Annotated in this window: 24 protein-coding genes; 9 read left to right on the forward strand and 15 right to left on the reverse strand. The window is 70.7% G+C overall.

The window, feature by feature from the left end; genetic code table 11:
- Nucleotides 1-186 precede the first annotated feature (186 nt).
- Nucleotides 187-975: an EI24 domain-containing protein gene (locus tag JF597_RS23925; RefSeq protein ID WP_293998239.1), complete on the forward strand. Its 789-nt coding sequence runs from the start codon at nucleotides 187-189 to the stop codon at nucleotides 973-975.
- On the opposite strand, the gene JF597_RS23930 is transcribed toward JF597_RS23925, so the two are convergent.
- The 3 genes from JF597_RS23930 to JF597_RS23940 all read right to left on the reverse strand — a co-directional run bounded on the left by JF597_RS23930 (nucleotide 965) and on the right by JF597_RS23940 (nucleotide 4,399).
- Nucleotides 965-2,212, reverse strand: coding sequence for a pyroglutamyl peptidase (locus JF597_RS23930; RefSeq protein WP_293998241.1), 1,248 nt, complete (start codon nucleotides 2,210-2,212; stop codon nucleotides 965-967). The two genes, JF597_RS23925 and JF597_RS23930, sit on opposite strands and share 11 nt — an antisense overlap.
- Before the next feature lie 290 nt (nucleotides 2,213-2,502).
- Complete coding sequence (locus JF597_RS23935) at nucleotides 2,503-3,477, reverse strand: aldose epimerase family protein (RefSeq protein WP_293998243.1); 975 nt, start codon at nucleotides 3,475-3,477, stop codon at nucleotides 2,503-2,505.
- 22 nt (nucleotides 3,478-3,499) lie between these two features.
- Entirely contained in the window at nucleotides 3,500-4,399 is a 900-nt protein-coding gene (locus tag JF597_RS23940) for an SGNH/GDSL hydrolase family protein (protein ID WP_293998245.1), read from the reverse strand.
- A gap of 253 nt (nucleotides 4,400-4,652) precedes the next feature.
- Between JF597_RS23940 and JF597_RS23945 the strand changes: the two genes are divergently transcribed.
- Nucleotides 4,653-5,147 carry a DUF3145 domain-containing protein gene (locus tag JF597_RS23945; RefSeq protein WP_293998246.1) on the forward strand — a complete coding sequence of 165 codons (495 nt, stop codon included), beginning with the start codon at nucleotides 4,653-4,655 and terminating at the stop codon, nucleotides 5,145-5,147.
- Between the two features lie 149 nt (nucleotides 5,148-5,296).
- On the opposite strand, the gene fabF is transcribed toward JF597_RS23945, so the two are convergent.
- The 5 genes from fabF to fasR form a co-directional block, all read right to left on the reverse strand.
- Nucleotides 5,297-6,559: a beta-ketoacyl-ACP synthase II gene (gene fabF / locus JF597_RS23950; RefSeq protein ID WP_293998250.1), complete on the reverse strand. Its 1,263-nt coding sequence runs from the start codon at nucleotides 6,557-6,559 to the stop codon at nucleotides 5,297-5,299.
- Between the two features lie 85 nt (nucleotides 6,560-6,644).
- Nucleotides 6,645-6,893 carry an acyl carrier protein gene (locus JF597_RS23955; protein ID WP_046425089.1) on the reverse strand — a complete coding sequence of 83 codons (249 nt, stop codon included), beginning with the start codon at nucleotides 6,891-6,893 and terminating at the stop codon, nucleotides 6,645-6,647.
- Nucleotides 6,894-6,982: 89 nt separating this feature from the next.
- Nucleotides 6,983-8,014 carry a ketoacyl-ACP synthase III gene (locus JF597_RS23960; RefSeq protein WP_293998259.1) on the reverse strand — a complete coding sequence of 344 codons (1,032 nt, stop codon included), beginning with the start codon at nucleotides 8,012-8,014 and terminating at the stop codon, nucleotides 6,983-6,985.
- Between the two features lie 17 nt (nucleotides 8,015-8,031).
- Nucleotides 8,032-8,952, reverse strand: a complete 921-nt coding sequence (locus JF597_RS23965) for an ACP S-malonyltransferase (RefSeq protein ID WP_293998262.1) — start codon at nucleotides 8,950-8,952, stop codon at nucleotides 8,032-8,034.
- 89 nt (nucleotides 8,953-9,041) lie between these two features.
- Nucleotides 9,042-10,247, reverse strand: coding sequence for a fatty acid biosynthesis transcriptional regulator FasR (fasR, locus tag JF597_RS23970; protein WP_293998265.1), 1,206 nt, complete (start codon nucleotides 10,245-10,247; stop codon nucleotides 9,042-9,044).
- Nucleotides 10,248-10,320: 73 nt separating this feature from the next.
- On the opposite strand from fasR, the gene JF597_RS23975 reads away from it, so the two are divergent.
- A complete protein-coding gene (locus JF597_RS23975; protein WP_293998325.1) occupies nucleotides 10,321-10,974 on the forward strand; it encodes a pirin family protein in 654 nt (217 codons plus the stop codon).
- A gap of 180 nt (nucleotides 10,975-11,154) precedes the next feature.
- Here the strand turns inward: JF597_RS23975 and JF597_RS23980 are convergent, their stop codons facing one another.
- Entirely contained in the window at nucleotides 11,155-11,979 is an 825-nt protein-coding gene (locus JF597_RS23980; RefSeq protein WP_293998267.1) for a serine hydrolase domain-containing protein, read from the reverse strand.
- An 18-nt stretch (nucleotides 11,980-11,997) separates the two neighbouring features.
- Nucleotides 11,998-12,468: an N-acetyltransferase gene (locus JF597_RS23985; RefSeq protein ID WP_293998270.1), complete on the reverse strand. Its 471-nt coding sequence runs from the start codon at nucleotides 12,466-12,468 to the stop codon at nucleotides 11,998-12,000.
- 97 nt (nucleotides 12,469-12,565) lie between these two features.
- Between JF597_RS23985 and JF597_RS23990 the strand changes: the two genes are divergently transcribed.
- Nucleotides 12,566-13,033 carry a MerR family transcriptional regulator gene (locus tag JF597_RS23990; RefSeq protein ID WP_293998273.1) on the forward strand — a complete coding sequence of 156 codons (468 nt, stop codon included), beginning with the start codon at nucleotides 12,566-12,568 and terminating at the stop codon, nucleotides 13,031-13,033.
- Between the two features lie 109 nt (nucleotides 13,034-13,142).
- On the opposite strand, the gene JF597_RS23995 is transcribed toward JF597_RS23990, so the two are convergent.
- The 3 genes from JF597_RS23995 to JF597_RS24005 form a co-directional block, all read right to left on the reverse strand.
- Entirely contained in the window at nucleotides 13,143-13,994 is an 852-nt protein-coding gene (locus JF597_RS23995; RefSeq protein WP_293998276.1) for a DUF4429 domain-containing protein, read from the reverse strand.
- 67 nt (nucleotides 13,995-14,061) lie between these two features.
- On the reverse strand, nucleotides 14,062-15,279 hold the full coding sequence (locus JF597_RS24000; protein WP_293998279.1) for an alpha/beta hydrolase: 1,218 nt from the start codon (nucleotides 15,277-15,279) through the stop codon (nucleotides 14,062-14,064).
- A gap of 115 nt (nucleotides 15,280-15,394) precedes the next feature.
- Nucleotides 15,395-16,021 carry a TetR family transcriptional regulator gene (locus JF597_RS24005; RefSeq protein WP_293998282.1) on the reverse strand — a complete coding sequence of 209 codons (627 nt, stop codon included), beginning with the start codon at nucleotides 16,019-16,021 and terminating at the stop codon, nucleotides 15,395-15,397.
- A 66-nt stretch (nucleotides 16,022-16,087) separates the two neighbouring features.
- Between JF597_RS24005 and JF597_RS24010 the strand changes: the two genes are divergently transcribed.
- Nucleotides 16,088-17,707, forward strand: a complete 1,620-nt coding sequence (locus tag JF597_RS24010) for an MFS transporter (RefSeq protein ID WP_293998285.1) — start codon at nucleotides 16,088-16,090, stop codon at nucleotides 17,705-17,707.
- Nucleotides 17,708-17,928: 221 nt separating this feature from the next.
- Nucleotides 17,929-18,222: a small hydrophobic protein gene (locus tag JF597_RS24015; RefSeq protein WP_293998287.1), complete on the forward strand. Its 294-nt coding sequence runs from the start codon at nucleotides 17,929-17,931 to the stop codon at nucleotides 18,220-18,222.
- Between the two features lie 190 nt (nucleotides 18,223-18,412).
- Here the strand turns inward: JF597_RS24015 and JF597_RS24020 are convergent, their stop codons facing one another.
- Nucleotides 18,413-19,261 (reverse strand): potassium channel family protein, encoded by an 849-nt coding sequence (locus JF597_RS24020; protein WP_293998290.1) that lies wholly within the window; start codon nucleotides 19,259-19,261, stop codon nucleotides 18,413-18,415.
- A 75-nt stretch (nucleotides 19,262-19,336) separates the two neighbouring features.
- Nucleotides 19,337-22,084, reverse strand: coding sequence for a pyruvate dehydrogenase (acetyl-transferring), homodimeric type (gene aceE, locus JF597_RS24025; protein ID WP_293998293.1), 2,748 nt, complete (start codon nucleotides 22,082-22,084; stop codon nucleotides 19,337-19,339).
- A 442-nt stretch (nucleotides 22,085-22,526) separates the two neighbouring features.
- Between aceE and JF597_RS24030 the strand changes: the two genes are divergently transcribed.
- From JF597_RS24030 to JF597_RS24040, 3 genes are all read left to right on the forward strand, one after another.
- Entirely contained in the window at nucleotides 22,527-22,964 is a 438-nt protein-coding gene (locus tag JF597_RS24030) for a DUF3052 domain-containing protein (RefSeq protein ID WP_207921612.1), read from the forward strand.
- 117 nt (nucleotides 22,965-23,081) lie between these two features.
- Nucleotides 23,082-23,540, forward strand: coding sequence for a peroxiredoxin (locus JF597_RS24035; protein ID WP_293998302.1), 459 nt, complete (start codon nucleotides 23,082-23,084; stop codon nucleotides 23,538-23,540).
- A 149-nt stretch (nucleotides 23,541-23,689) separates the two neighbouring features.
- Nucleotides 23,690-24,265, forward strand: a complete 576-nt coding sequence (locus JF597_RS24040) for a TerD family protein (RefSeq protein ID WP_181803425.1) — start codon at nucleotides 23,690-23,692, stop codon at nucleotides 24,263-24,265.
- Nucleotides 24,266-24,308 lie beyond the last annotated feature (43 nt).

Consider the following 24,308-nt stretch of genomic DNA (forward strand, 5'->3'; position numbering starts at 1 on the left):
GGGCGACCTACCCCTTCCTGAGATCGGTACGGCGAGATGTACCTGTTCGACTCAACCGGGGCACGCCGAGGGCGGACACACCGCGGGACCGCCCACGGCGGCGGGCCCGGCCCATGGCGACGATTCCCTCACTTCCGGGCAGCAGCCCCGGCGGTGCGCTCTTCGAGCCCCGGTAAAGTTTTGGCCATGCGTGATCTCGGGGCGGGTTTCGGATATCTCCTCAAGGGCCAGCGGTGGGTCGGCCGGCACGGCAGGCAGTTCGGTTTCGGTCTGCTGCCCGGCCTCATCACCCTCGTCCTCTACGCGGCGGCCCTGGTCGCCCTCGCGACATGGGGAGCGGACTTCGTCGCCTGGGCCACTCCGTTCGCCGACGACTGGTCCAGCCCCTGGCTCGGCCTCTTCCGCGGCTTCCTCACCGCCGTCCTGTTCGCCCTCGGCCTCCTCGGCGCCGTCCTCACCTTCACCGCGGTGACGCTGCTGATAGGCCAGCCGTTCTACGAGAACCTCTCCGAGAAGGTCGACGCGGACGTCTCGCCCGACGGGACCGCGCCCGAGTCCGGGCTGCCGTTCTGGCGCGAACTGTGGATCTCGGCCCGGGACAGCCTGCGCATCCTGGTCCGGGCCGGCCTCTGGGGCGTCCTGCTCTTCGCCCTCGGCTTCCTGCCCTTCGTCGGCCAGACCGTCGTCCCGGTCATCGGCTTCTTCGTCACCGGCTTCTTCCTCACCGAGGAACTCGCCGCCGTCGCCCTCCAGCGCCGGGGCGTCGACCTGCGCGCCCGGCTCACCCTGCTGCGCTCCCGCAAGTTGCTGGTGTGGGGCTTCGGGACCCCGCTGGGCCTGGCCTTCCTGGTCCCGTTCGTCGCGGTGTTCCTGATGCCGGGCGCGGTCGCGGGCGCCACCCTCCTCGCCCGCGACCTGCTGGACGAGGAGACGGTGGCGCAGGACGAGCGGGCGGGCGAACCCGTCAGTTCCTGAGGCCCGCGTCCGCGGCCACGGTCACGATCGCCCGTACCTGGTCGATGATGTCCACCCGGTTCCGCACGAACTCCGGGTCGGTCACCTGCGTCGTGTTCCCGGCACCGAACTGCAGCACCGGCGTGTGCACATGTCCGCCGGGCAGGGTGTCGTGCAGCCCGAGCCGGTCGCGCAGCAGCGTCGCCCGGTAGGCGATCTCGTTCGACAGGTAGTCCCCGCCGCCCCCGGCCCGCGCGGTGGACCCGGCGGTCGGCCCGTCCGCCCGTACGACGGGGTCGCCGCCCCCGGCCGGGATCTCCGTCACCTCGGTGTGGTCGTACACCGGGAACCGCCCCGTGTCCGCCGCCGTGATCGCCGCGTACGGGAGGGTGGTGGTCGTCCACTGCGGCTGCGAGGCCGGGTCGGTGACCGGCACGGTCCCGGTCCGGCCGAGGTTCTCGTTGTCGGGGAACCCGCCCCGCCAGGCGCCGTTCGTCCGCTCCACGTCGAACCGCCCGACGCGCCCCTGGCTCACGGTCGTGAACAGGTCCACCTTCGGCAGGTACGGCCGGAGCGTCCGCTCCACGGTCCCGGCCGCGAAGTCGTCCCACCGCACCGGGAACACGGCCGTCTCCACCCGCGCCGGCCCCTCGGCGGTCTCGAGCACGGTCCCGTCGAGGGCCAGCGCGCTCGCCCCGGACGGGTTGGAGATCCGGATGTCCCGGTCCAGCGTGAACGGGTCGAACCCGGTGACGAGGATCCGCCGCAGGCCCTTTCCGGGGTAGCGGATGTCCGTCTGGCCCCGCGACGTCCGCTCCAGCACGTCCAGCAGCGCGGCCCGCTGCCGGCCGCTCACCCCGAAGCCGGGCTCCCAGGTGCGTACCTGGCGCGTCATCCCGAGCCGCGCCCAGTACAGCGGCCGGTCGTCGTCCCGGCTTAGATCACCCCCGGCGGGACCCCGCCCCTGCGCCCGGTCCACGGCCCGCCGCCACAGCAGCGCACCCTCTCGTTCGACGACCCGTCGGGCCTGCGGGTAGGAGCGGGTGCCCGCCAGCGCTCGCGCGAGCTGCGGTGCCACGTCGTCGAACCCGGACCGCCGGAGTATCTCCTGCGGCACCGGCTTGTCGAGCCGCTGCTCCTCGACGGTGGGGGAGTCGGTGGCGGAGGGTGCGGTCGTGGCGTGCGCCGCGGTGGGGGCGAGTCCCCCGGCCAGCAGCACGATACCGAGGACGCCGATCCGAACACGTAGGGAAGTCAAGGGAGTTGGCCTTCCGTCGCAGTGGGGTGCGTGGTGCCGATCGGGCGCAGTATCGCGTGCGGGCCGCGATGTGGTCTACACCATGGGCGTCCCCGCGCTCTCGTGGGCGCTTGTGAAGGGTTCGTACGAGATCGCGGCGACGCGCCCGATGAGCGGCCGCCGGCTCACAGCCGGGGCTAAGGTCGGAGCCGGGACCCGCGTCCCCCTTGAGCAGCCCCGGTCCGGGACCTGACCCCTGGACCGGGGCTTGCGTGTCGGTGAGGCCTCGGTGACCGGCGTTCGCGGGGGAGTCAGCCCCGCACCCCGAAGCCGTACACCGTCGCCGAGCGGTAGGTCCCGCCCGGGTCCAGCCGGGTGCTCGGGAAATCGGGGCGGTTGGGTGAGTCCGGGAAGTGCTGGGTCTCCAGGGCGACGCCGTCGCCGGGGGCGAAGGGGCCGGTCAGGTGCTCGGCGGTGTAGAGCTGGATGCCGGGTTCGGTGGTGGCGACGGTGAGGGTGCGGCCGGACGCCGGGTCGTACAGCTCGCCGATCTCCACCGGCGTGTCCGTCACCCCCTTGTCCAGGACGAGGTTGTGGTCGTAACCGGAGCCGACCTTGCGGGCCGTACGGAAGTCGAAACGGGAGCCGGAGACGTCCGCCGGCACCCCCGTCGGAATGAGATCCGCGTCCACCGGGGTGTAGCGCGAGGCCGCGATCCGCAGCTCGTGGCCGCCCGCGTTGCCGGAGCCCGCCAGGTTGAAGTAGCTGTGGTTGGTGAGGTTCACGACGGTCGGCGCGTCGGTGACCGCCTCGTAGGAGATGTGCAGCGCGCCCGACTCGTCCAGCGAGTACGTCACGGCGACCTTCAGCCGCCCCGGGAACCCCTCCTCCCCGTGCGCGCTCACCCGCGACAGCCGCACCCCGTGCTCGACGGCCGCCACCTCCCACACCCGCTTGTCGAAGCCGCGGGCGCCGCCGTGCAGGGAGTTGGGGGCGTTGTTGGGCTCCAGGGCGTAGGTCACGCCGTCCAGCGGGAAGCGGGCGTGCGCGATCCGGTTGGCGTACCGGCCCACCAGGGCGCCGAAGTAGGGCCCCGGGTTCTCCAGGTACCCGTCCAGGTCGGCGAACCCCAGCACCACGTCCGCCGTCCGCCCGTCCCGGTCCGGGACCTCGACCGACTGCACGATCCCGCCGTACGACAGCACCCGCACCCGGGTCCCCGCGCGCTCCAGCGTCCAGCGGTGCACCTCGGTGCCGTCGGAAAGTGTGCCGAAAAGTTCGCTCATGGGGAAACCCTAAGGCAAGGGTCTAGTCCACCGGGTCCTTGGCGGTGATGGTCCGGTAGGCGATCGCGGCGAGCTTCGACTGGCCGTCGGTGCTCGGATGGAACCAGTCCCAGTGACTCAGCTGGCCGGTCCCGAACCGGTACGCGTACACCGCCCCGCCGTCGAAACGGCACCGCCGGTCCTTGGCACAGACGTCCTTGAGCACCTTGTTGTACTCCTCGACCCGCTGCTGCACCTTGTCCCGGCGCACGGTCGCCGCACTGGTCAGGTTGTCCGCGTCGGACAGCATGGACGGGCAGATGCCCAGCTTCCACACCTGCTTGCCCAGCGGGTTGGTCCGCCCCTCGGACCACAGCCGCTTCAGGTTCGGCACGCTCGCCACGTACACCTGCGTCTTCGGCAGCGCCTTGCGCAGGGTGGCCAGCGCGTCCTCGAACTCGCTGCGGAAGTCGGCCACCGAGGTCATCGCCCGCACCGACGTCCGGCAGGCGTCGTTCGCCCCCACCATCACCGTCACCAACTGCGGCCTGCGCACCACCGCGTCGGCCATCTGCCCCGGCAGGTCGGCCATCCGGGCGCCGGTCTCCGCGTAGTTCCAGCTGTGGTCGGCCGCCTGCGCCCGCCCCAGCAGCCGGACCGCGAGACTGTCCACCTGGTCACTGGTGCCGGTCGCCCAGGACACCTCGGGGCAGTCCGAGAGGACCGTGCAGGCATCGAAACCGCGGGTGATGGAGTCGCCGACGGCCGCGATCGAGGCCGGGCTGCGGTCCCACACCTGCACGGCCCGCGAGGCCCGCGTCCGCTCGCTCTTCGTCCCGGCGGAGGAACCGCCCAGGACACCGCACCCGGCCACCCCCAGCGCGGCGGTGACGGCGACGGCGCCTGCCAGGGCACGCGAACGCCGGCGTCGCTGCTTGCGCATACCCCTTCGGTCCTCTCCGTTTGCCCGATCGTCCCCCGTAATGACAACGCACGGGAGTTCCCGCCCCGCGCCCTGCAACGGTCCACCCCCGTACAAGCGTCCCCCTGGGTGAATGGCGGGGGTTTCCTGGCTGCGGGACCGACGGTACGTCACACTCCTTGCGCCACCGCACGGTAGCCTCGCCATCAAGGCGGCCGTCGTGCCACTGCCGCCGGCCAGCCAGCAAGATGTCCCGCTCAGCCCGGAGGTTCCGGTGACGACACGTGGAGTTCTGTACGTGCACTCCGCGCCCCGCGCGCTGTGCCCGCACGTCGAGTGGGCCGTCGCCGGGGTGCTCGGCACGCGCGTCAACCTCGACTGGATCCGCCAGCCGGCCGCCCCCGGCACCTGGCGCTCCGAGTTCTCCTGGCAGGGCGAGGTCGGCACGGCCTCCAAACTCGCCTCCGCCCTGCGCGGCTGGCACCTGCTCCGCTTCGAGGTCACCGCCGAGCCCTGCGCGAAGGCCGAGGGCGAGCGCTACAGCTGCACCCCCGACCTGGGCATCTTCCACGCGGTCACCGGAATCCACGGCGACATCCTCATCCCGGAGGACCGCCTGCGGGCCGCCCTGACCCGCGCACAGCGCGGCGAGACGGCCCTGGAGGCCGAGATCGCCAAGCTGCTCGGGAAGCCGTGGGACGACGAACTGGAGCCGTTCCGCTACGCGGGCGAGGGCGCGCCGGTGAGATGGCTCCACCAGGTGGTCTGACTAAAAGAAGGGGCGCTGCAGTGCGCCCCTTCAGGGGCGCGGGGAACTGCGCGACCAGCCCCCACCGGGCCGTCAGCCGACAACGAAACGCACTGTGGCCCGGACTCCGTCCAACGGAGTCCGGGCCACAAGCAGTTCTAAAGCGTCCCTCACACGGTCCTGAACGCAAGGACCACGTTGTGCCCCCCGAACCCGAACGAGTCGTTCAGCGCGGCGATCCTGCCCTCGGGCAGCTGCCGTGCCTCACCCCGCACCACGTCCGCGTTGACCTCGGGGTCGAGGTCGTCGAGGTTGATGGTCGGCGGCGCCGTCCGGTTCACCAGCGCCAGGATCGACGCGACGGTCTCGATACCGCCGGCACCACCCAGCAGGTGACCGGTCATCGACTTGGTCGCGGAGATGGCCATGTGGTCGACGTCGTCGCCGAACACCTTCCGCAGCGCCTTGATCTCGGCGACGTCACCCTGCGGCGTCGACGTCGCGTGGGCATTCACGTGCACGATCTCGGCCGGCTTCAGATCCGTGTTGTCGAGCAGGTTCTGCAGCGCGTGCGCGATCCCGTTGCCGGACGGCTCCGGCTGCGTGATGTGGTGCGCGTCCGCGGAGATGCCCTGGCCGACCGCCTCGGCATAGATCCGCGCCCCGCGCGCCTTCGCGTGCTCCTCGGACTCCAGGACGATCACGCCCGCGCCCTCGCCGAGGACGAAGCCGTCCCGGCCGGAGTCGTAGGGACGCGACGCACCCTCGGGGTCGTCGTTGTTCTTGGACATGGCCATCATGTTGCCGAACGCGACGATCGGCAGCGGGTGGATCGCCGCCTCGGTGCCGCCGGCCACGACGACGTCCGCACGGCCGGTGCGGATCATCTCGATGGCGTACCCGATGGCCTCGGCGCCGGAGGCGCAGGCCGACACGGGCGTGTGCACACCGGCCCGCGCACCCAGCTCGATACCGACGTTGGCGGCCGGCGAGTTGGGCATCAGCATGGGCACGGTGTGCGGGGAGACACGGCGTACGCCCTTCTCCTTGAGCACGTCGTACTGGTCCAGCAGGGTCGTCACACCGCCGATGCCGGAGGCGATGACGGCGCCGACCCGGTCGGGGTTGGCGGACACGTCCTCACCGGCCCTGGCGGTGAAACCGGCGTCCTGCCAGGCCTCCTTGGCCGCGATCAGCGCGAACTGCGCCGACCGGTCCAGCTTGCGGGCCTGGGGACGGGGGATGATCTCGCCGGGCTCCACGGCGATCTGTGCCGCGATGCGGACGGGCAGCTCGGCCGCCCAGTCCTGCTCCAGGAGGCTGACGCCGGACTTGCCGGCGACCAGGGCCTCCCAGAACGAAGCTGCGTCGCCACCCAGCGGTGTGGTTGCGCCGATACCGGTGACGACCACGGTGCGATTGGTCGGGCTCACGGGAATTCTTTCTCCAACGGATACGGGATTCGACGGCGCCACCGCCGGGTGGCGGGGCATTGTAGCCGGAGGCTAGTTAACTGCCTCAGGCCTGGTGCTTGAGGATGTAGTCGGTCGCGTCGCCGACGGTCTTGAGGTTCTTGACGTCCTCGTCCGGGATCTTGACGTCGAAGCGCTCTTCGGCGGCGACGACGACCTCGACCATGGACAGCGAGTCGACGTCCAGGTCGTCGGTGAAGGACTTGTCCAGCTGGACGTCCTCAACCGGGATGCCGGCGATCTCGTTCACGATCTCTGCGAGACCTTCGACGATCTCTTCCTGAGTGGCGGCCATGTCAGGCGCTCCTTCTTAGATGTTCCAGACGGTTGCTGCGGTACTGCGGACGGCGACCCGTACCGGATGCATGATCCGGCACGGAGTGCCTAGGGGAGGGTAACGACAGTGGCGGCGTAGACGAGACCCGCCCCGAACCCGATGACGAGTGCGGTGTCGCCGCTCTTCGCCTCGCCGGTCGCCAGGAGCCGCTCCATCGCGAGCGGGATCGAGGCGGCCGAGGTGTTGCCGGTGGTGCGGATGTCACGGGCGACCGTGACGTGCTCCGGCAGCTTGAGAGTCTTCACCATCGAGTCGATGATCCGCACATTGGCCTGGTGCGGGATGAAGACGTCCAGGTCGTCCGCGCTGATTCCGGCCGCGTCCAGCGCCTGCTGGGCGACCTTCGCCATCTCGAACACGGCCCAGCGGAACACCGCCTGGCCTTCCTGCGTGATCGCCGGAAACTTGATGTTGCCCTTGCTGTCCAGCGGAAGCGCGGACCGGTCACCGAAGTGGAAACGGTCCCAGGGGATCGTCTGCTTGATGGTCTCCGACTTGTCGCCCTCGGAGCCCCAGACCGTCGGGCCGATCGCCGGCTCCTGCGAGGGACCGACCACGACCGCGCCCGCGCCGTCGCCGAACAGGAAGGCGGTGGCCCGGTCCTCCAGGTCGGTGAGGTCGCTGAGCCGCTCCACGCCGATGACGAGCACGTACTCGGCGGAACCCTCCACCACCATGCCCTTGGCGAGCGTGAGGCCGTAGCCGAAGCCCGCGCAGCCGGCGGAGATGTCGAAGGCGGCCGCCTTGTTCGTGCCCAGCCTGTCGGCGATCTCGGTGGCGACGGCCGGGGTCTGGCTGAAGTGCGAGACGGTCGAGACGACCACGGCGCCGATCTGCTCGGCGTCGATGCCGGCGTCCGCGATCGCCTTGCCGGAGGCCTCGATCGACATCGCGGCGACCGTCTCCTCGGGGCCCGCCCAGTGCCGGGTCTCGATCCCGGAACGCGACCGGATCCATTCGTCGGACGAGTCGATCGTCTCCAGGATCACGTCGTTGGGCACCACGCGGGTCGGGCGGTAGCCGCCGACACCGAGGATGCGCGCGTACGGAGCACCCTTGCTGGGATTGATCTTCGACATCGCAATGGGCTCCTGATTCAGCTGTGCTCGGCGATGAGCTCGCGGGCCGCGTCGAGGTCGTCGGGGGTCTTCAGGGCCAGCGTCCGCACGCCGGGCAGGGCGCGCTTGGCCAGGCCGGTCAGCGTGCCGCCGGGGCACACCTCCAGGAGGGCGGTGACGCCGAGCTCCTTGAAGGTCTCCATGCACAGGTCCCAGCGGACCGGGTTGGCGACCTGGCCGACAAGGCGGTCCACGATCTCCGCCCCGGTGGCGACGGCCTGCCCGTCCTTGTTGGAGACGTAGGTGAACTTCGGGTCGAGCGGCGCGAGTTCCCCGGCGGCCGCGGCCAGCTTCTCGACCGCGGGGCCCATGTGGTGCGTGTGGAAGGCGCCGGCGACCTTGAGGGCGACGACCTTGCGGACACCCTCGGGCTTGTCCTCGTTCAGCGCGGCGAGCTGCTCCAGGGTGCCGGCCGCGACGACCTGCCCCGCGCCGTTGATGTTCGCCGGGGTCAGACCGAGCTTCTCCAGGTGCGCGACGGAGACCTCCGGGTCGCCGCCGAGCAGCGCCGACATGCCGGTCTCGGTGATCGCGGCGGCCTCGGCCATCGCCAGGCCACGCGTGCGGACGAGGCTCAGCGCGGCGGTGTCGTCCAGGACGCCCGCGAAGGCGGCGGCCGTGATCTCGCCGACGCTGTGCCCGGCGACCGCGCCCGGGGCGACGTTCGCGATGTCACCGAGTGCCGCGCCGGAGAGGATCCCGGCGGCGACGAGCAGCGGCTGGGCGATCGCGGTGTCCCGGATCTCGTCCGCGTCGGCGTGCGTGCCGTAGTGCACGAGGTCGAGACCGATGGCGTCCGACCAGGCACGCAGACGGTCCTCGACACCGGGAAGGTCGAGCCAGGGGGTCAGGAAGCCAGGGGTCTGGGCGCCCTGGCCGGGAGCGACGAGTACGAGCACTCTCACACTCTCTCTTGGGGACGGCCACGGCCGCCCGTGGGGACAGGGACGAAGAACACGAGGGGGTTTTGTGGGCCCCCGACAAAATCCTATGACTGGGGATCTCCATCGACCAGACGCCCCAGGATCAGCGCGATCCGCAGTGTGAAGGCGGATCGTACATCGGACGGTGACCATCCGGTGACGTCAGTCACACGTCGGAGCCGGTAGCGCACGGTGTTCGGGTGGACGAAGAGCATCCGGGCCGCACCCTCCAGGCTGCTCGCCTGCTCCAGATAGACGCTCAGTGTTTCCAGCAGCGCCGAACCGGCTTCTTCCAGCGGTCTGTAGATCTCCTCCACCAACTGCTCGCGTGCGCTCGGATCGCCCGCGATGGCGCGCTCCGGGAGGAGATCGTCCGCCAGCACCGGGCGCGGCGCGTCCTGCCAGGCGGAACACGCTTTCAGTCCCGCGGCGGCGGCCTGCGCGGACCGCGTGGCGGCCAGCAGGTCCGGTACGACAGGCCCCGCGACGACCGGCCCGGCCGCGTACGGCCCGATCAGCGACTTGGCCACGGCCAGCGGATTGTCGTTGCCGCCCGCGATGACGACGAGGCGGTCCCCGAGCACCCCCGTCAGCACCTGGAGCTTGGCGTGCCGGGAGGCCCGCCGGATCGCCTCGACGGTCAGTTCGCTGTCCCCGTCGGGCGCGGTCCCGAGCACGACGCACACATGGTCGGGCGAGTTCCACCCGAGCGCCGCGGCCCTGCTCACCGCGCCCTCGTCGGCCTCTCCGCTGAGCACGGCATTGACCACCAGCGACTCCAGCCGCGCGTCCCAGGCACCGCGTGCCTCGGCGGCCTGGGCGTACACCTGGGCGGTGGCGAAGGCGATCTCACGGGCGTACACGAGCAGCGCCTCGCGCAGCACGCTCTCGTCGCCCGGCGCCGCGACCTCGTCGATCGCGCTCTCCATCACCTCGATGGTGGTCCGCACCATCTCCACGGTCTGCCGCAGCGTGATCGCCCGGGTCAGCTCCCGCGGCGCGGTCCCGAACACGTCCGTCGAGATCGCCTGCGGGGCGTCCGGGTGCCGGAACCACTCGGTGAAGGCCGCGATGCCCGCCTGGGCGACGAGCCCGATCCAGGAGCGGTTCTCCGGAGGCATGGCCCGGTACCACGGCAGGGTCTCGTCCATGCGTGCGATGGCCTGGGCGGCGAGGCTGCCGGACGACTTCTCCAGCCGCTTCAGGGTCGCGGAGTGCGGGTGGACCGGACGAGCCGAGGGGTCGGACTTGCGCGTTACGGGTTCGGGCACGGGGACAAGACTGCCTTATCCGGACGGGAGCCTGCGCCGCCGGGTGCCGACTGCGGTCTACGGTGGTCCCGTGATGGACGTCAGGCGCGCCGCGGAGCGCTACCCGGGAGGCGACCCGGCAACCGGCATCGAGTCCCGGCACGCCTTCTCCTTCGGCCCGCACTACGACCCCGGCAACCTCCGCTTCGGGGCGGTCATCGCCTGCAACGAGGAGCGCCTGGCACCGGGCGCCGGCTTCGACGAGCATCCGCACAGCCACACCGAGATCGTGACGTGGGTGGTCGAGGGCGAGCTCACGCACCGCGACTCGGCGGGCCACGAGACGGTGGTCCGCCACGGGGACGTCCAGCGCCTCAGCTCGGCGGGGGGCGTCCGCCACGTGGAGCGCAACGACGGGCCGCTGCCCCTGACCTTCGTCCAGATGTGGCTGGCCCCGGTGCGGCCCGGCGGCGAACCCTCCTACGACATCGTCCGCGGCATCGCCGACTCCACCCCGTACGCGGTCCCCGAAGCCGGCGCGATGCTCCACGTCCGCCGACTCGGCACTGGGGAGCGGACGGCGGTGCCGGACGGGGCGTACGTGTACGTGCACGTGGTACGGGGGGAAGTCCGGCTGGACGGGGAGGAGTTGGGGCCCGGGGACTCCGTACGGATCACCGACGCGAAGGACTTGGAGGCGTCGGGGGTCACGGAGGCGGAGTTGCTGCTGTGGGAAATGGCGAGCTGACGACGGCCGTTGTCCGCCCGCGGCCCGGTGGGGGTTGCTCGCGCAGTTCCCCGCGCTCCTGAAGGACGTAGCCGCGGGCAGTCGTGCCTCCCCAGTGCCTGAAGGGCCTGGTGCCCCCAGGCGGCACGGGTGGGCGCGGCGGCAACCGGCCGGCGCCGGTGAGCGTCCCCCCAGCTGACCTCAGCCTCTCAGCTCCGCCAGCACCGCGTCCGTGAACGCCGGCCACGCCTCGATCGCCCAGGGGCCGAACGCCCTGTCCGTCAGCGCGACACACGCCAACCCCGCCTCCGGGTCCACCCACACGAACGTGCCCGCCTGCCCGAAGTGCCCGAACGTCCGCGGCGAGGACGAAGACCCCGTCCAGTGCGGCGACTTGGAGTCCCGGATCTCGTAGCCCAGCCCCCAGTCGTTCGGGTTCTGGTGCCCGTACCCCGGCAGCACGCCCTTCGTGCCCGGGTACTGCACGCTCAGCGTCGCCTCCGCCACCGTCCGCGGATCCAGCAGCTTCGGCGCCTGCAGCTCCGCCGCGAAGCGGAGCAGGTCCGACACGCACGACACGCCGTCCTTCGCCGGCGACCCGTCCAGCGACGTCGACGTCATGCCCAGCGGCTCCAGCACCGCCTGTCGCGCGTACTCCGCGAACGGCATCTCCGTCGCCTTGGCGACATGCTCCCCGAGCACCTCGAACCCGGCGTTCGAGTACAGCCGCCGCTCCCCGGGCGGCGCCATGACCCGGTGCTCGTCGAAGGCCAGCCCCGAGGTGTGCGCGAGCAGGTGCCGTACCGTCGCCCCCTCCGGCCCCGCCGGCTCGTCGAGCTCGACCGCCCCCTCCTCGTACGCGACGAGCACCGCGTACGCCGCCAGCGGCTTGGTGACGGAGGCCAGCGGGAAGCGGTGCCCGACCGGCCCGTGGGTCCCGGGGACCGTCCCGTCGGCGCGTACGACACCCGCCGCGGCGGTGGGGACGGGCCAGTTCTCGATCGAGGCGAGGCTGTTCAAGGACATGCCACGACCCTAAGCGGCTCAGAGCCGCAGCATCATCGTGGGGTCCGGCTTGTGGACGAAGCCGAGCGCGGCGTAGAGCGGCTCGGCCTCCGCGGACGCGGTCAGCATGACCTGCCCCGCACCCCGCTCACGGAACCAGGCCAGCAGCTCCTCCATGCACGCGCGCGCGTACCCGCGCCGACGGGCGTCCGGGTCGGTCGCCACGCTGAACACGTACCCGGAGCGGCCGTGCGGGCTGCCCGCCTTGCCGATCCGGTAGTCGACGGTCCCGGCGACCAGCGCGGCCAGCGCCCCCGGCCGGTCCGGATGGTCGACGACGAACGCGGCGAAGTCCCCGTCCGGCTCGCCCAGCCTCTCCTCCAGCGCCAGCCGCGCCTGGGCGTGCCATCCTGTGGAGCTGTCCCCGCCGGGCAGTGCGTCGATCATCACCTGGCGCAGACGCAGCACTTCCGCGGCGTCCTCGGCCGTGGCACGGCGTACGAGACTCATGCCCCGCACGCTACTCACCGCCGGGGCCGCCCGTCGTGGGTATTTCTTACCGGGTTCCGCTTGCTTCGAGTGCACTCGAAGGTCATAGCGTGGGCGCATGACGGTGATGCAGACCACGACCGCGACCCCCACCCAGCAGTCCGACCGCGCGCCCGCCGACATCTGTTCCGCCCCGCCCCGGCGGCACCCGCGCCCCGAGGGCCAGGACCGCTACACGATCAGCGAGGTCGTCGCCTTCACCGGCCTGACCGCCCACACCCTGCGCTGGTACGAGCGGATCGGCCTGATGTCCAGCATCGACCGCTCCCACACCGGCCAGCGCCGCTACAGCAACCGCGACCTGGACTGGCTCGACTTCGTGACCAAGCTCCGCCTGACCGGCATGCCGGTGGCCGACATGGTCCGCTACGCGGAGCTGGTGAGGGAAGGCGAGACGACCTACCCCGAGCGCCGCGCACTGCTGGAGCAGACGCGCAGGGACGTCGTGTCGAGGATCGCCGAACTCCACGACACGCTGTCGGTCCTGGACCGGAAAATCAGTTTCTACGAGACGGGTGGCAGCTGAAGCGCCCTCACGACAGGCGCGCCCCGATAGGGGCGCTGGGGGTACCCCCGGCCGAAGGCTGGGGGAGGAACTGCGCGAGCAACCCACCACCCGCACCCGACAACGCACCTCACAGCTCCGCCAGCAACTCCGCCTTCTTCGCGGCGAACTCCTCGTCGGTCACCAGCCCCGCCCGATGCAGCTCCCCCAGATGCCGGATCCGCTCCGCGATGTCCGCGGGGTCCCGCCGCCCCGCCGACACCGGCACCGCGGCGGCCCCCTTGGCCCGCAGGGCCTCCAGCACCGCCGCCGCGAACGGCAGCGACTCGTGCACCGGCCCGTATCCCAGCCCGAACACCACGGTCGCCGGATCCTGGTCGGCCGGGACCGTAGGAGCCGCCCCCGCGAGGTCCCGCCGCAGCAGCCGCAGGTGCCCCTCGAAGGCCTCGGGCGACCGCCACTCCACACCCCCGAGGTCGGCGACGGCGAAACTCTGGTCGCCGGCCTTCCACTTCGCCGTGGACGCGCCCGTCCACGACCACCGGAAGTGCACGGCCCTGCCGTCGAAGCTCGCCTTCCCGTCGTACGCCTTGAACTGCCGGGGCCCCTCGGGCGCGGCGACCAGGAACCTGTCCGCCGGTCCGGACTCCGTGAGCAGCGGTCGCAGCTCGTCGGCGTAGTACTCGGCGAGGGTCGCCCGCTCCGCCGGGACCACCAGGCGGTAGGGGTCGCTGCCGTCCTTCAGCTGTCCGGCAGCCGCCTCCAGCAGCGGGTCGGCACCGGGGCGCGGCTCGGCCTTCAGTACGACCGTGCCCCGCTTGCCGGGTGTGAGCGTCACGCCCTCCAGGGCGGCCAGCGGAACCCGGCGTTCGCCCAGGCTCTGGAACAGCTTGGGTGTTCGAATCCCCCGTTCGTAACGGATGAGCACGGAGTCGGACTCGAACTCCCAGGCGGCATGAAATCCGGCCAGTACGTCACCCATGCGGCTCATCGTATGCGGCACGTGCTTCCCAGTCCCATCCCCGCGCATACCGCACTTCCTGGTGTCTCTACGCGCGTCCGGCCATCAACGTGCCGGACAAACCCGCCCGGCACCCGTCATCGTCGTGGGCGCAGGTCACCGCGCCGTATGCGCCGACCCCGACGTCCGCGAGGTTGCGCAGGCTGTCCGTGCCCGGCTCGAAGTAGCCGGCGTGCCCCTTGGCGTCGTGCGCCGACAGCACCCGGGCGCCGAAGGAGGAGGAGACGGGGTCGGCGCCGTGGCCGAGTCCGCCGAGCTCCAGGTAGGGGACGTCCTGGATCCAGTCGGAGGCGTCCCGCATCGCCCACACCCGGGCCGAGGTGCCCAGGTGGGAGGCGTTCTCGACGCGCATGCCGGGGCTCGCGGCCACCGCTATGTCGGCCACTCGGTCCGGCATGGCGTGCGCGGCGACCCCGCAGACCACCGAGCCGTAGCTGTGGCAGAACATCGACACCGGCGCGTCCCCGGGCAGCGCGCGCAGCAGTGCGTTGAGGCGAACGGCGCCCTGCTCGGCGGCCATCCCGGTCGCCGCGTCCACGCCGAGGCCGTCGGGCGCGGTGTAGTCGGCCCAGGCGATGACCGCCGTACGGGTCGAGGGGCTCGCCGTGCGCTCCGCCCGGTACAGCGCCTTGGCCATGCCGACCGGCGCGGTGTACTGGCGGTTCGTCTTCTGGAAGGTGAGCAGGTCGGTGTCGACGCCGGGCACGACGACGGAGATCCGCTCGGCCTTCGTGAGGTCGCCGAAGACCTCCGCGACCCGGCCGCTGCCGTCCGGGTCGAAGGCGAGGATCTGCCGGCCCTTCGTCATCAGCGCCTCGTAGCGGTGCATACGACGGCCGGCGTCCTGTTGCCCGGCCGCGCTGAGCCGTGGGTCGTGCATACGTTTCTTCTCGACCGCGCGCTGCTGGTCGAGGGCGATGTCGTTGGCGCGGTAGCGCAGTTCGGCCGGGGCGCCGTTCATGTTGCCCACGGCGAGCGGGTAACGGTGCACGAGCCGGCCGCGCTCCTGCGCGGTGAGCGACGCGAAGAACCGGGTGAGCAGCGCGGGCGACGCCTCCGGGTCCGGCAGGTGCAGGCCGTGGACGCTCCCGCGCTCCCACTTGGCGAGGGAGGTCTGCAGGGCGGTGGTCTCGCGGTGCGTGCGCAGGGCGGTCCAGCCGGTGGTCGCGAGCATCACGAACACGACGGCCAGGGCAAGCAGTGCGCGCCAGACGTTGAGGGGCGGGGAGGTGTCGAAGGAAGTCACTGGGAGGACACACTAGGAGAACGAAGGGGTCTCGCGGTAACGGAGTGACAGTTATCACGTTTCGGCAAACGTGAGGCCTGTCTCAGGGCCGTGTGAAGGGGCATGTGAAGGAGCGTCAGCTCGCGCGCCAGTTCCCGGTGAGGGCCGGTCCCACCTGATCGAGGTACGAGGCGGTGAGTTCGCGGATCGCCGTGACGCTGAAGTCGTCACCGACCGACCAGCGCCGCTCGGTGACCCGGATGACCGCGCCGAACACGGCGACCACGAGCCGGGGCCGGGGATCGGTGTCCGGGTCGACGCCCTCCCGCTCGGCGACGATCCGCGCGATCTCCTCCTCCGTCTCCGACTGACGGCGCAGCCGGGCGGCGAACAGGGCCGGGGTCGCCTCGATCATCTTGTACGTGCGCAGGAACAGCTCGACCGGGACGTACCGCTCGATCGCCTGCTCGATGGTGTCCCAGCTGTCCATGACCGACCGGCGCAGCGCCTCCAGCGGGGGCTCCCCGGGCGGCCGGCGGCGCACGGCCTCGACGTAGTGCTCCTCGGTGAGCCGGGGCACGAAGAAGGCCACGTCCTCCTTGCTGGCGAAGTAGCGGAAGAAGGTGCGCTGTGAGACGTCGACGGACGCGACGATCTCGTCGACGGTGGTGTGCTCGTAGCCCTGGGTCACGAACAGTTCGAGGGCGGACCGCAGCAGTGTGTCCCGGGTGCGCTGTTTCTTGCGTTCGCGCAGCGTTTCCATGCCTGACAGTTACTGACTAGTGAATTTGTTTGTCAACTGTCAGTGGCTGTCACTAGCCTCGCACACATGACTAGTCAGACCACGATCGACACGGCGGGGTCGGGGGACAAGGCGCCAGCAGCCCTGCCGGAACAGCCGCCGGCCTCCGGCCTGCGCGGCCACCCCTGGTTCACCCTGATAACCGTCGCCGTCGGGGTCATGATGGTCGCCCTCGACGGCACCATCGTGGCCATCGCCAACCCCGCGATCCAGAAGGACCTCGGCGCCACCTTCGCCCAGGTCCAGTGGATCACCAACGGCTACTTCCTCGCCCTCGCGGTCTCCCTGATCACCGCGGGCAAGCTCGGCGACCGCTTCGGCCACCGGCAGACGTTCCTGATCGGCGTCGTCGGCTTCGCCTCGGCCTCCGGGGCCATCGGCCTGTCCGACAGCATCGGCCTGGTCGTCACCTTCCGTGTCTTCCAGGGCCTGTTCGGCGCGCTGCTGATGCCGGCCGCGCTCGGCCTGCTGCGGGCCACCTTCCCGGCCGAGAAGCTCAACATGGCGATCGGCATCTGGGGCATGGTCATCGGCGCCTCCACGGCCGGCGGCCCGATCCTCGGCGGTGTGCTGGTCCAGCACGTCAGCTGGCAGTCGGTGTTCTTCATCAACGTGCCGGTCGGAGCCCTCGCCCTGGTCCTGGGTGTGGTGATGCTGCTCGACCACCGTGCGGAGAACGCGCCGCGCTCCTTCGACCTGCTCGGCATCGGCCTGCTCTCCGGCGCCATGTTCTGCCTGGTCTGGGCGCTCATCAAGGCGCCGAGCTGGGGCTGGGGCGACGGCAAGACGTGGACGTTCATCGCCGTGTCGGTGCTGGGCTTCGCCCTCTTCTCCTTCTGGGAGACGCGGGTCAAGGAGCCGCTCATCCCGCTGGGCCTGTTCCGCTCGGTCCCGCTGTCGGCGGGTGTCGTGCTGATGGTCCTGATGGCCATCGCCTTCATGGGCGGCCTGTTCTTCGTGACGTTCTACCTCCAGAACGTGCACGGCATGGACCCGGTCGACGCCGGCCTCCACCTCCTCCCGCTCACCGGCATGATGATCGTCGGCTCCCCGCTGGCCGGCGCCGCGATCACCAAGCTCGGCCCGCGCATCCCGCTGGCCGGCGGCATGGCGGCCACCGCGATCGCCATGTACGGCATGTCCACGCTGAAGGCGGACACCGGCAGCGCGCTCATGTCCCTCTGGTTCGCCCTGCTCGGTCTCGGCCTCGCGCCGGTCATGGTGGGCGCCACCGAGGTCATCGTCGGCAACGCGCCGATGGAACTGTCCGGTGTGGCCGGCGGTCTCCAGCAGGCCGCGATGCAGATCGGCGGCAGCCTCGGTACGGCCGTCCTCGGCGCCGTGATGGCCTCCAAGGTCGACAACGACCTCCCGGGCAACTGGGCCGACGCGGGGCTGCCGAAGCTGACCGGCGCACAGCTGGCGCAGGCCTCGGAAGCCGTCCAGGTCGGTGTCGCGCCGGTCGCCAAGGGCACGCCCGCGGAGATCGCCGCGAAGATCTCCGGCGTCGCGCACGACACGTTCATCTCCGGTATGAGCCTCGCCTCGCTGGTCGCGGCGGGCGTGGCGGCGGTCGCGATCCTGGTGGCGCTGCTCACCAAGCGCGGCGAGAACGCGGGCGCCGACGCGGGTGTCGGCCACATCTGACGCCGATTCGGGCGCAGTTCACCTATCAGGGTGACTCCGCTAAAGATTCCTCGCCCTGGGCACGCGCCGCAGGTCACAGTGGGTCAAGTCCTCCGCAGGGCATGGGGGACAGCCGGGCCGCGGCGCGCTGCCGGAGGGGGGCAGCGCGCGGGCAGGTCTGCGGACGCGGAACAGGGGTACCCGATCGTCAACCCGAACAGGTCACGGAGACCGAGGAGTTGATGATGGCGAGCTTCGGGCAACGAACACGCGGGTACCCCCGTTCACGTGGCGCCGTGGGCCCACGGGGCGGGCTGGACCGCGACACGCTGGGCATCATCGGCACGATCTGCGCCGTCGCCGGCTTCTTCACGCTGGGGATCGTGCTGGGGCCTGCGGCGCTGGTGTGCGGCTGGCTCTCCATGGGCTGGTCGTGGAACCCGAAGAGTTCCATACCGGCGCTGGTGGCGGTGGTGCTGGGAGCGATCGACACGCTGCTGGCACTGCTGTGGCTGGGCGGCGTCTCACCGCTGTAGCCCACGGGCCGGTGGGGGCTGGTCGCGGTTCCCCGCGGGCCGGTGGGGGCTGGTCGCGGTTCCCCGCGGGCCGGTGGGGGCTTGGGGCGCGCAGTTCCTCCCCCAGCCTTCGGCCGGGGGTACCTCCAGCGCCCCTGACGGGGCCCTCACGGGGCGGCGCCCACCCACGAAGCGGCGCCGCGCAAGTGTCTCAGCTGCGGGCAGTCGTGCCTCCCCCAGAGCCTGAAAGGCCTGGGGGGACCCCCGGGCGGCACGGGTGGGCGCAGTGGCACCCGGCAAGCGCCGGGGAGCGCAACGCCGTGGCCTCGGCGCCCACCCCCTCGCGCAAGGCGAGCACCTCTGCGCGCAGCGCCCGCACCTCCTCCGTCAGCAGAGCGATCGCCTCCGTCTGCCGGCGCTCCTCCACGTCGTCCTTCTCGAACCGCGCGATGAACCACGTGGCGATGTTCGCCGTCACCACACCCAGCAGGGCGATCCCGGAGAGCATCAGGCCCACCGCGATCATCCGGCCCAGCCCGGTCGTCGGCGCGTGGTCCCCGTACCCCACCGTCGTCATCGTCGTGAACGACCACCACAGCGCGTCACCCAGCGTCCGGATGTTCCCGTTCGGCGAGTCGCGTTCCACCGACAGGACGGCCAGCGAGCCGAACATCAGCAGTCCGATCACCGCGCCCACGACATACGTCGTCAGCCGGATCTGCGAGGCCATCCGCGCCCGCCGCCCCACCAGCATCAGCGTCGCGACGAGCCGCAGCAGCCGCAGCGGCTGGAGCAGCGGCAGCACCACCGCGCACAGGTCTATCCAGTGCGTCCGCACGAACTCCCGGCGCCGGGGCGTGAGAGCCAGCCGTATGAGGTAGTCCAGGGCGAAGCAGCCCCACACCACCCACTCCGCCATCGTGCACGCGGCGGTGAGGACGTGCCCCGCGGAACTGTCCACGATCGGCAGCGCGTAAGCGGTGGCGAAGAGCACCGCGAGCGCCAGCAAAGGCCGTTGAGTGACCTGTTCCCAACGGGCCTGTGCGGACTGTTCCTTCATGTGCGCATCGTAAAGAAACCGCAAGGGCGGCGGGGACCACGGCCCCACCGCCCTCGGCCTGTCCGCCCGTCAGGGCTACGCGTCGCCGCCCGCCACGCCCGGGTGCGCCGCCGTGACGTCCAGCAGCTGGTACCGGTCGATGGCCTGCTTGAGCACCGAGCGGTCGAGCTTGCCCTCGCGGGCCAGCTCGGTCAGCACCGCGACCACGATCGACTGCGCGTCGATGTGGAAGAACCGGCGCGCCGCGCCCCGCGTGTCGGCGAAGCCGAAGCCGTCGGCGCCCAGCGACTGGTACGTGCCCGGCACCCAGCGCGCGATCTGGTCCGGAACCGACCGCATCCAGTCGGACACGGCCACGAACGGACCCTCGGCGCCGCTCAGCTTCTGTGTCACCCACGGCACCCGCTGCTCCTCCTCCGGGTGCAGCAGGTTGTGCTCCTCGCAGGCCACGGCCTCGCGCCGCAGCTCGTTCCAGGAGGTCGTGGACCAGACGTCGGCCTTGACGTTCCAGTCCTCGGCGAGGATCTTCTGCGCCTCGACCGCCCACGGGACCGCCACGCCGGACGCCATGATCTGCGCCGGGACGGTGCCCGTCGTGCCCGCGCTGATCCGGTGGACGCCCTTGAGGATGCCCTCGACGTCCACGTCGGCCGGCTCGGCGGGGTGCTGGATCGGCTCGTTGTAGACGGTCAGGTAGTAGAAGACGTCCTCGCCGTGCGGGTGCTCGGCGTCACCGCCATACATGCGGCGCAGGCCGTCCTGGACGATGTGGGCGATCTCGTACGAGTACGCCGGGTCGTAGGCCACGCACGCCGGGTTCGTCGAGGCGAGCAGCTGGGAGTGGCCGTCGGCGTGCTGGAGGCCCTCACCGGTCAGGGTGGTACGGCCGGCGGTCGCGCCCAGGACGAAACCGCGGGACAGCTGGTCGGCCATCTGCCAGAACTGGTCGCCGGTGCGCTGGAAGCCGAACATCGAGTAGAAGACGTAGACCGGGATGAGTGGCTCGCCGTGGGTCGCGTACGCCGAGCCCGCCGCGACGAGGGACGCCGTGCAGCCGGCCTCCGAGATGCCGTCGTGCAGCATCTGGCCCGTCGGGGACTCCTTGTAGGCGAGCAGCAGGTCGCGGTCGACCGCCTCGTACTGCTGGCCGAGCGGGTTGTAGATCTTCGCGCTCGGGAAGAAGGAGTCCATGCCGAAGGTGCGGTACTCGTCCGGCGCGATCAGTACGAAGCGGCGGCCGAGCTCCTTGTCCCGCATGAGGTCCTTGAGCAGTCGTACGAACGCCATCGTGGTGGCGATGGACTGCTGACCGGTCCCCTTCTTCACGGTCGCGTACGTCTTGTCGTCCGGCAGCGCAAGGGGCTTGGAGCGTACGACGCGGGTCGGGACGTAGCCGCCCAGGCCCTTGCGCCGGTCGTGCATGTACTGGATCTCCTCCGAGTCCCGGCCCGGGTGGTAGTACGGCGGCAGGCCGGACTCCAGCTCCTTGTCGGAGATCGGCAGGTGCAGCCGGTCGCGGAAGCCCTTGAGGTCGGCGACCGTCAGCTTCTTCATCTGGTGCGTGGCGTTGCGGCCCTCGAAGTTCGGGCCCAGCGTCCAGCCCTTGATCGTCTTGGCCAGGATGACCGTCGGCTGGCCGCGGTGCTCGGTGGCCGCCTTGAACGCCGCGTAGATCTTGCGGTGGTCGTGGCCGCCGCGGCCCAGGTGCAGGATCTGGTCGTCGGTCATGTGCTCGACCATCGCGCGCAGCCGCTGGTCGTCGCCGAAGAAGTGGTCGCGGATGTACGCGCCGGACTCGGTGGCGTAGGTCTGGAACTGACCGTCCGGGGTCGTGTTCATCTTGTTGACGAGCACGCCGTCGCGGTCCTGGGCGAGCAGCGGGTCCCAGGTGCGGTCCCAGACGAGCTTGATCACGTTCCAGCCGGCACCCCGGAAGACCGACTCCAGCTCCTGGATGATCTTGCCGTTGCCGCGCACCGGGCCGTCGAGCCGCTGGAGGTTGCAGTTGACGACGAAGGTGAGGTTGTCCAGGCCCTCGCGGGCGGCGATGGACAGCTGGCCGAGCGACTCCGGCTCGTCCATCTCGCCGTCGCCGAGGAAGGCCCACACGTGCGACTTGGAGGTGTCGGCGATCCCGCGCGCGTGCATGTAGCGGTTCATCCGCGCCTGGTAGATCGCACCGATCGGGCCGAGGCCCATCGACACCGTCGGGAACTCCCAGAAGTCCGGCATCGAGCGCGGGTGCGGGTAGCTGGAGAGGCCGTCCGGGTACTTCGACTTCTCCTGGCGGAAGCCGTCCAGCTGCGCCTCGCTGAGCCGGTCGAGCAGGAACGCGCGCGCGTAGATGCCGGGGGAGGCGTGGCCCTGGAAGAAGACCTGGTCGCCACCGAGGCCGTCGTCCTTGCCGCGGAAGAAGTGGTTGAAGCCGACGTCGTAGAGGGACGCCGAGGACGCGAAGGTGGCGATGTGGCCGCCGACGCCGATGCCCGGGCGCTGGGCGCGGGAGACCATCACCGCGGCGTTCCAGCGGGTCGCGTTGAGGACCTTGCGCTCGATCTCCTCGTTGCCCGGGAAGAACGGCTCGGCCCGGGTCGGGATAGTGTTGAGGTAGTCCGTGCTGCGCATCTCGGGCACCGCGACGCGCCGCTCGCGGGCGCGCTCGATCAGGCGGAGCATCAGATAACGGGCCCGCTCGCGGCCGCGCTCGTCCACGGCGGCGTCGAGCGAGTCGAGCCACTCCTGGGTTTCCTCGGGATCGAAGTCAGGAACCTTACTCGAAAGGCCGCCAATGATGATCGGTTTGCGATCGGATCCGGAAGCCACGCTGTTCCTTACCTGTCAGAGGGCACTGATTCCCTGTTTCGGCTGTTCTGCCTGTTTTCCCTGTTTTTTCCCTGCGTTCTGCCTGTGCCGCTGTCCATCGTCCACCCCGGGGCTGGGCACGTCATCTCTACCGCGAGGTAACTCGGGACCGGCCAAAACGCAACGATACGCCCGGGGTGTGACGCGCTTGGCAAACTCGTTCGACCGTCGTATGTGAGGATGATTCCGAAAGGGTCATAGCGGGCAAAAGGGAGTGGTGTGTGTCACGCCCGTCCGCGATACGGTGCCGGGAGTTGCGGCGACACGGCCGGGATCGTCACCGTTTCGGCGGTCCGAACGGCCGGGTACTTGCGCGATCCGTCCCGCCCGTGTGGACTACGGCCAATGCTTCGCGCACGCGCGTGGCTGAGTTCATCACCAAGACATGATCAGGAGGCAACCCGTGAGCGCGACCGCGGACCACGCGGAGGAGCGGACCACCCCTGCCGTCAGGCTGGGGTTCCAGCCAGACCAGGTGGTCCAGGAGATCGGCTACGACGACGACGTCGACCAGGAGCTCCGCGAGTCCATCGAAGAGACCATCGGCAACGAGCTGATGGACGAGGACTACGACGACGTGGCCGACGCCGTGGTGCTCTGGTTCCGTGAGGATGACGGCGACCTGACGGACGCGCTGGTCGATGCCCTCGGCTTCCTCGAAGAAGGCGGCTCGATCCTGCTGCTGACGCCGAAGACCGGCCGCGACGGCTACGTCGAGCCGAGCGACATCGGCGAGGCGGTCACCACCGCCGGCCTCTCGCAGACCAAGAGCGTCAGCGTGGGCAAGGACTGGAACGGAAGCCGGCTGAACACGCCGAAGGCCGCCGCCAAGAAGCGCTGAGCCCGGCCGGTGGACGGACCGGACGCCGGTCCGTCCACCGGCCTGCCGTGATCGCCGCGCAGGAGTCGCCGCATAGGGTGTCCCCACCCGAACAGCCCCTTACGAAGGGATGCAGCGATGGCGATCCAGATCGGCGACAAGGCGCCCGACTTCGAGCTCAAGGACAACCACGGCCGGGCCGTGAAGCTGTCCGACTTCCGCGGCGAGAAGAACGTGGTGCTGCTCTTCTACCCGTTCGCCTTCACCGGTGTGTGCACCGGTGAGCTGTGCGAGCTGCGCGACAACCTGCCGAGGTTCGAGGACCGCGACACCCAGCTGCTGGCGGTCTCCAACGACTCCATCCACACCCTGCGCGTCTTCGCCGAGCAGGAGGGCCTGGAGTACCCGCTGCTGAGCGACTTCTGGCCGCACGGCGAGACCTCCCGGGCCTACGGCGTCTTCGACGAGGCCAAGGGCTGCGCCGTGCGCGGCACCTTCGTCATCGACAAGGAGGGTGTCGTGCGCTGGACCGTGGTCAACGGCCTGCCGGACGCCCGTGACCTGAACGAGTACGTGACGGCGCTCGACGCGCTGTGACCCCCTAAGGGTCCGCATGGCCGACACCCCGTGATTCTTCGGGGTCCAGGGCCTGCGTGCGGTGGGAACCCGTCACTAGGATCGAGTCGTTGATCCGGTATCCGACGCACGACGGGGCTTCCCGCCCCTGGACACACATGGGAGGACTCGTGGGAGTCAGCCTCAGCAAGGGCGGCAACGTATCGCTGACGAAGGAGGCCCCCGGCCTGACCGCGGTCCTCGTCGGTCTGGGCTGGGACGTCCGGACCACCACCGGCACCGACTTCGACCTGGACGCCAGCGCACTCCTGCTGAACTCGGCGGGCAAGGTCGCCAGCGACCAGAACTTCGTCTTCTTCAACAACCTCAAGAGCCCCGACGGCTCGGTCGAGCACACCGGTGACAACCTCACCGGTGAGGGCGAGGGCGACGACGAGGTGATCAAGGTCAACCTGGCCGCGGTCCCCGCCGACGTCGACAAGATCGTCTTCCCGGTGTCGATCTACGACGCCGACAACCGCCAGCAGTCCTTCGGGCAGGTCCGCAACGCGTTCATCCGCGTGGTCAACCAGGCCGGCGGCGCCGAGATCGCCCGCTACGACCTGTCCGAGGACGCCTCGACCGAGACCGCGATGGTCTTCGGCGAGCTCTACCGCAACGGCGCCGAGTGGAAGTTCCGTGCCATCGGCCAGGGCTACGCCTCCGGTCTGCGCGGCATCGCCCAGGACTTCGGCGTCAACGTCTGAGCCAGTGAGCGCCCCCGGGGCGTTCGAAAGTCCGCTCTGTCCG

The organism is Streptomyces sp., from assembly GCF_019510245.1.
GTDB lineage: Bacteria > Actinomycetota > Actinomycetes > Streptomycetales > Streptomycetaceae > Streptomyces.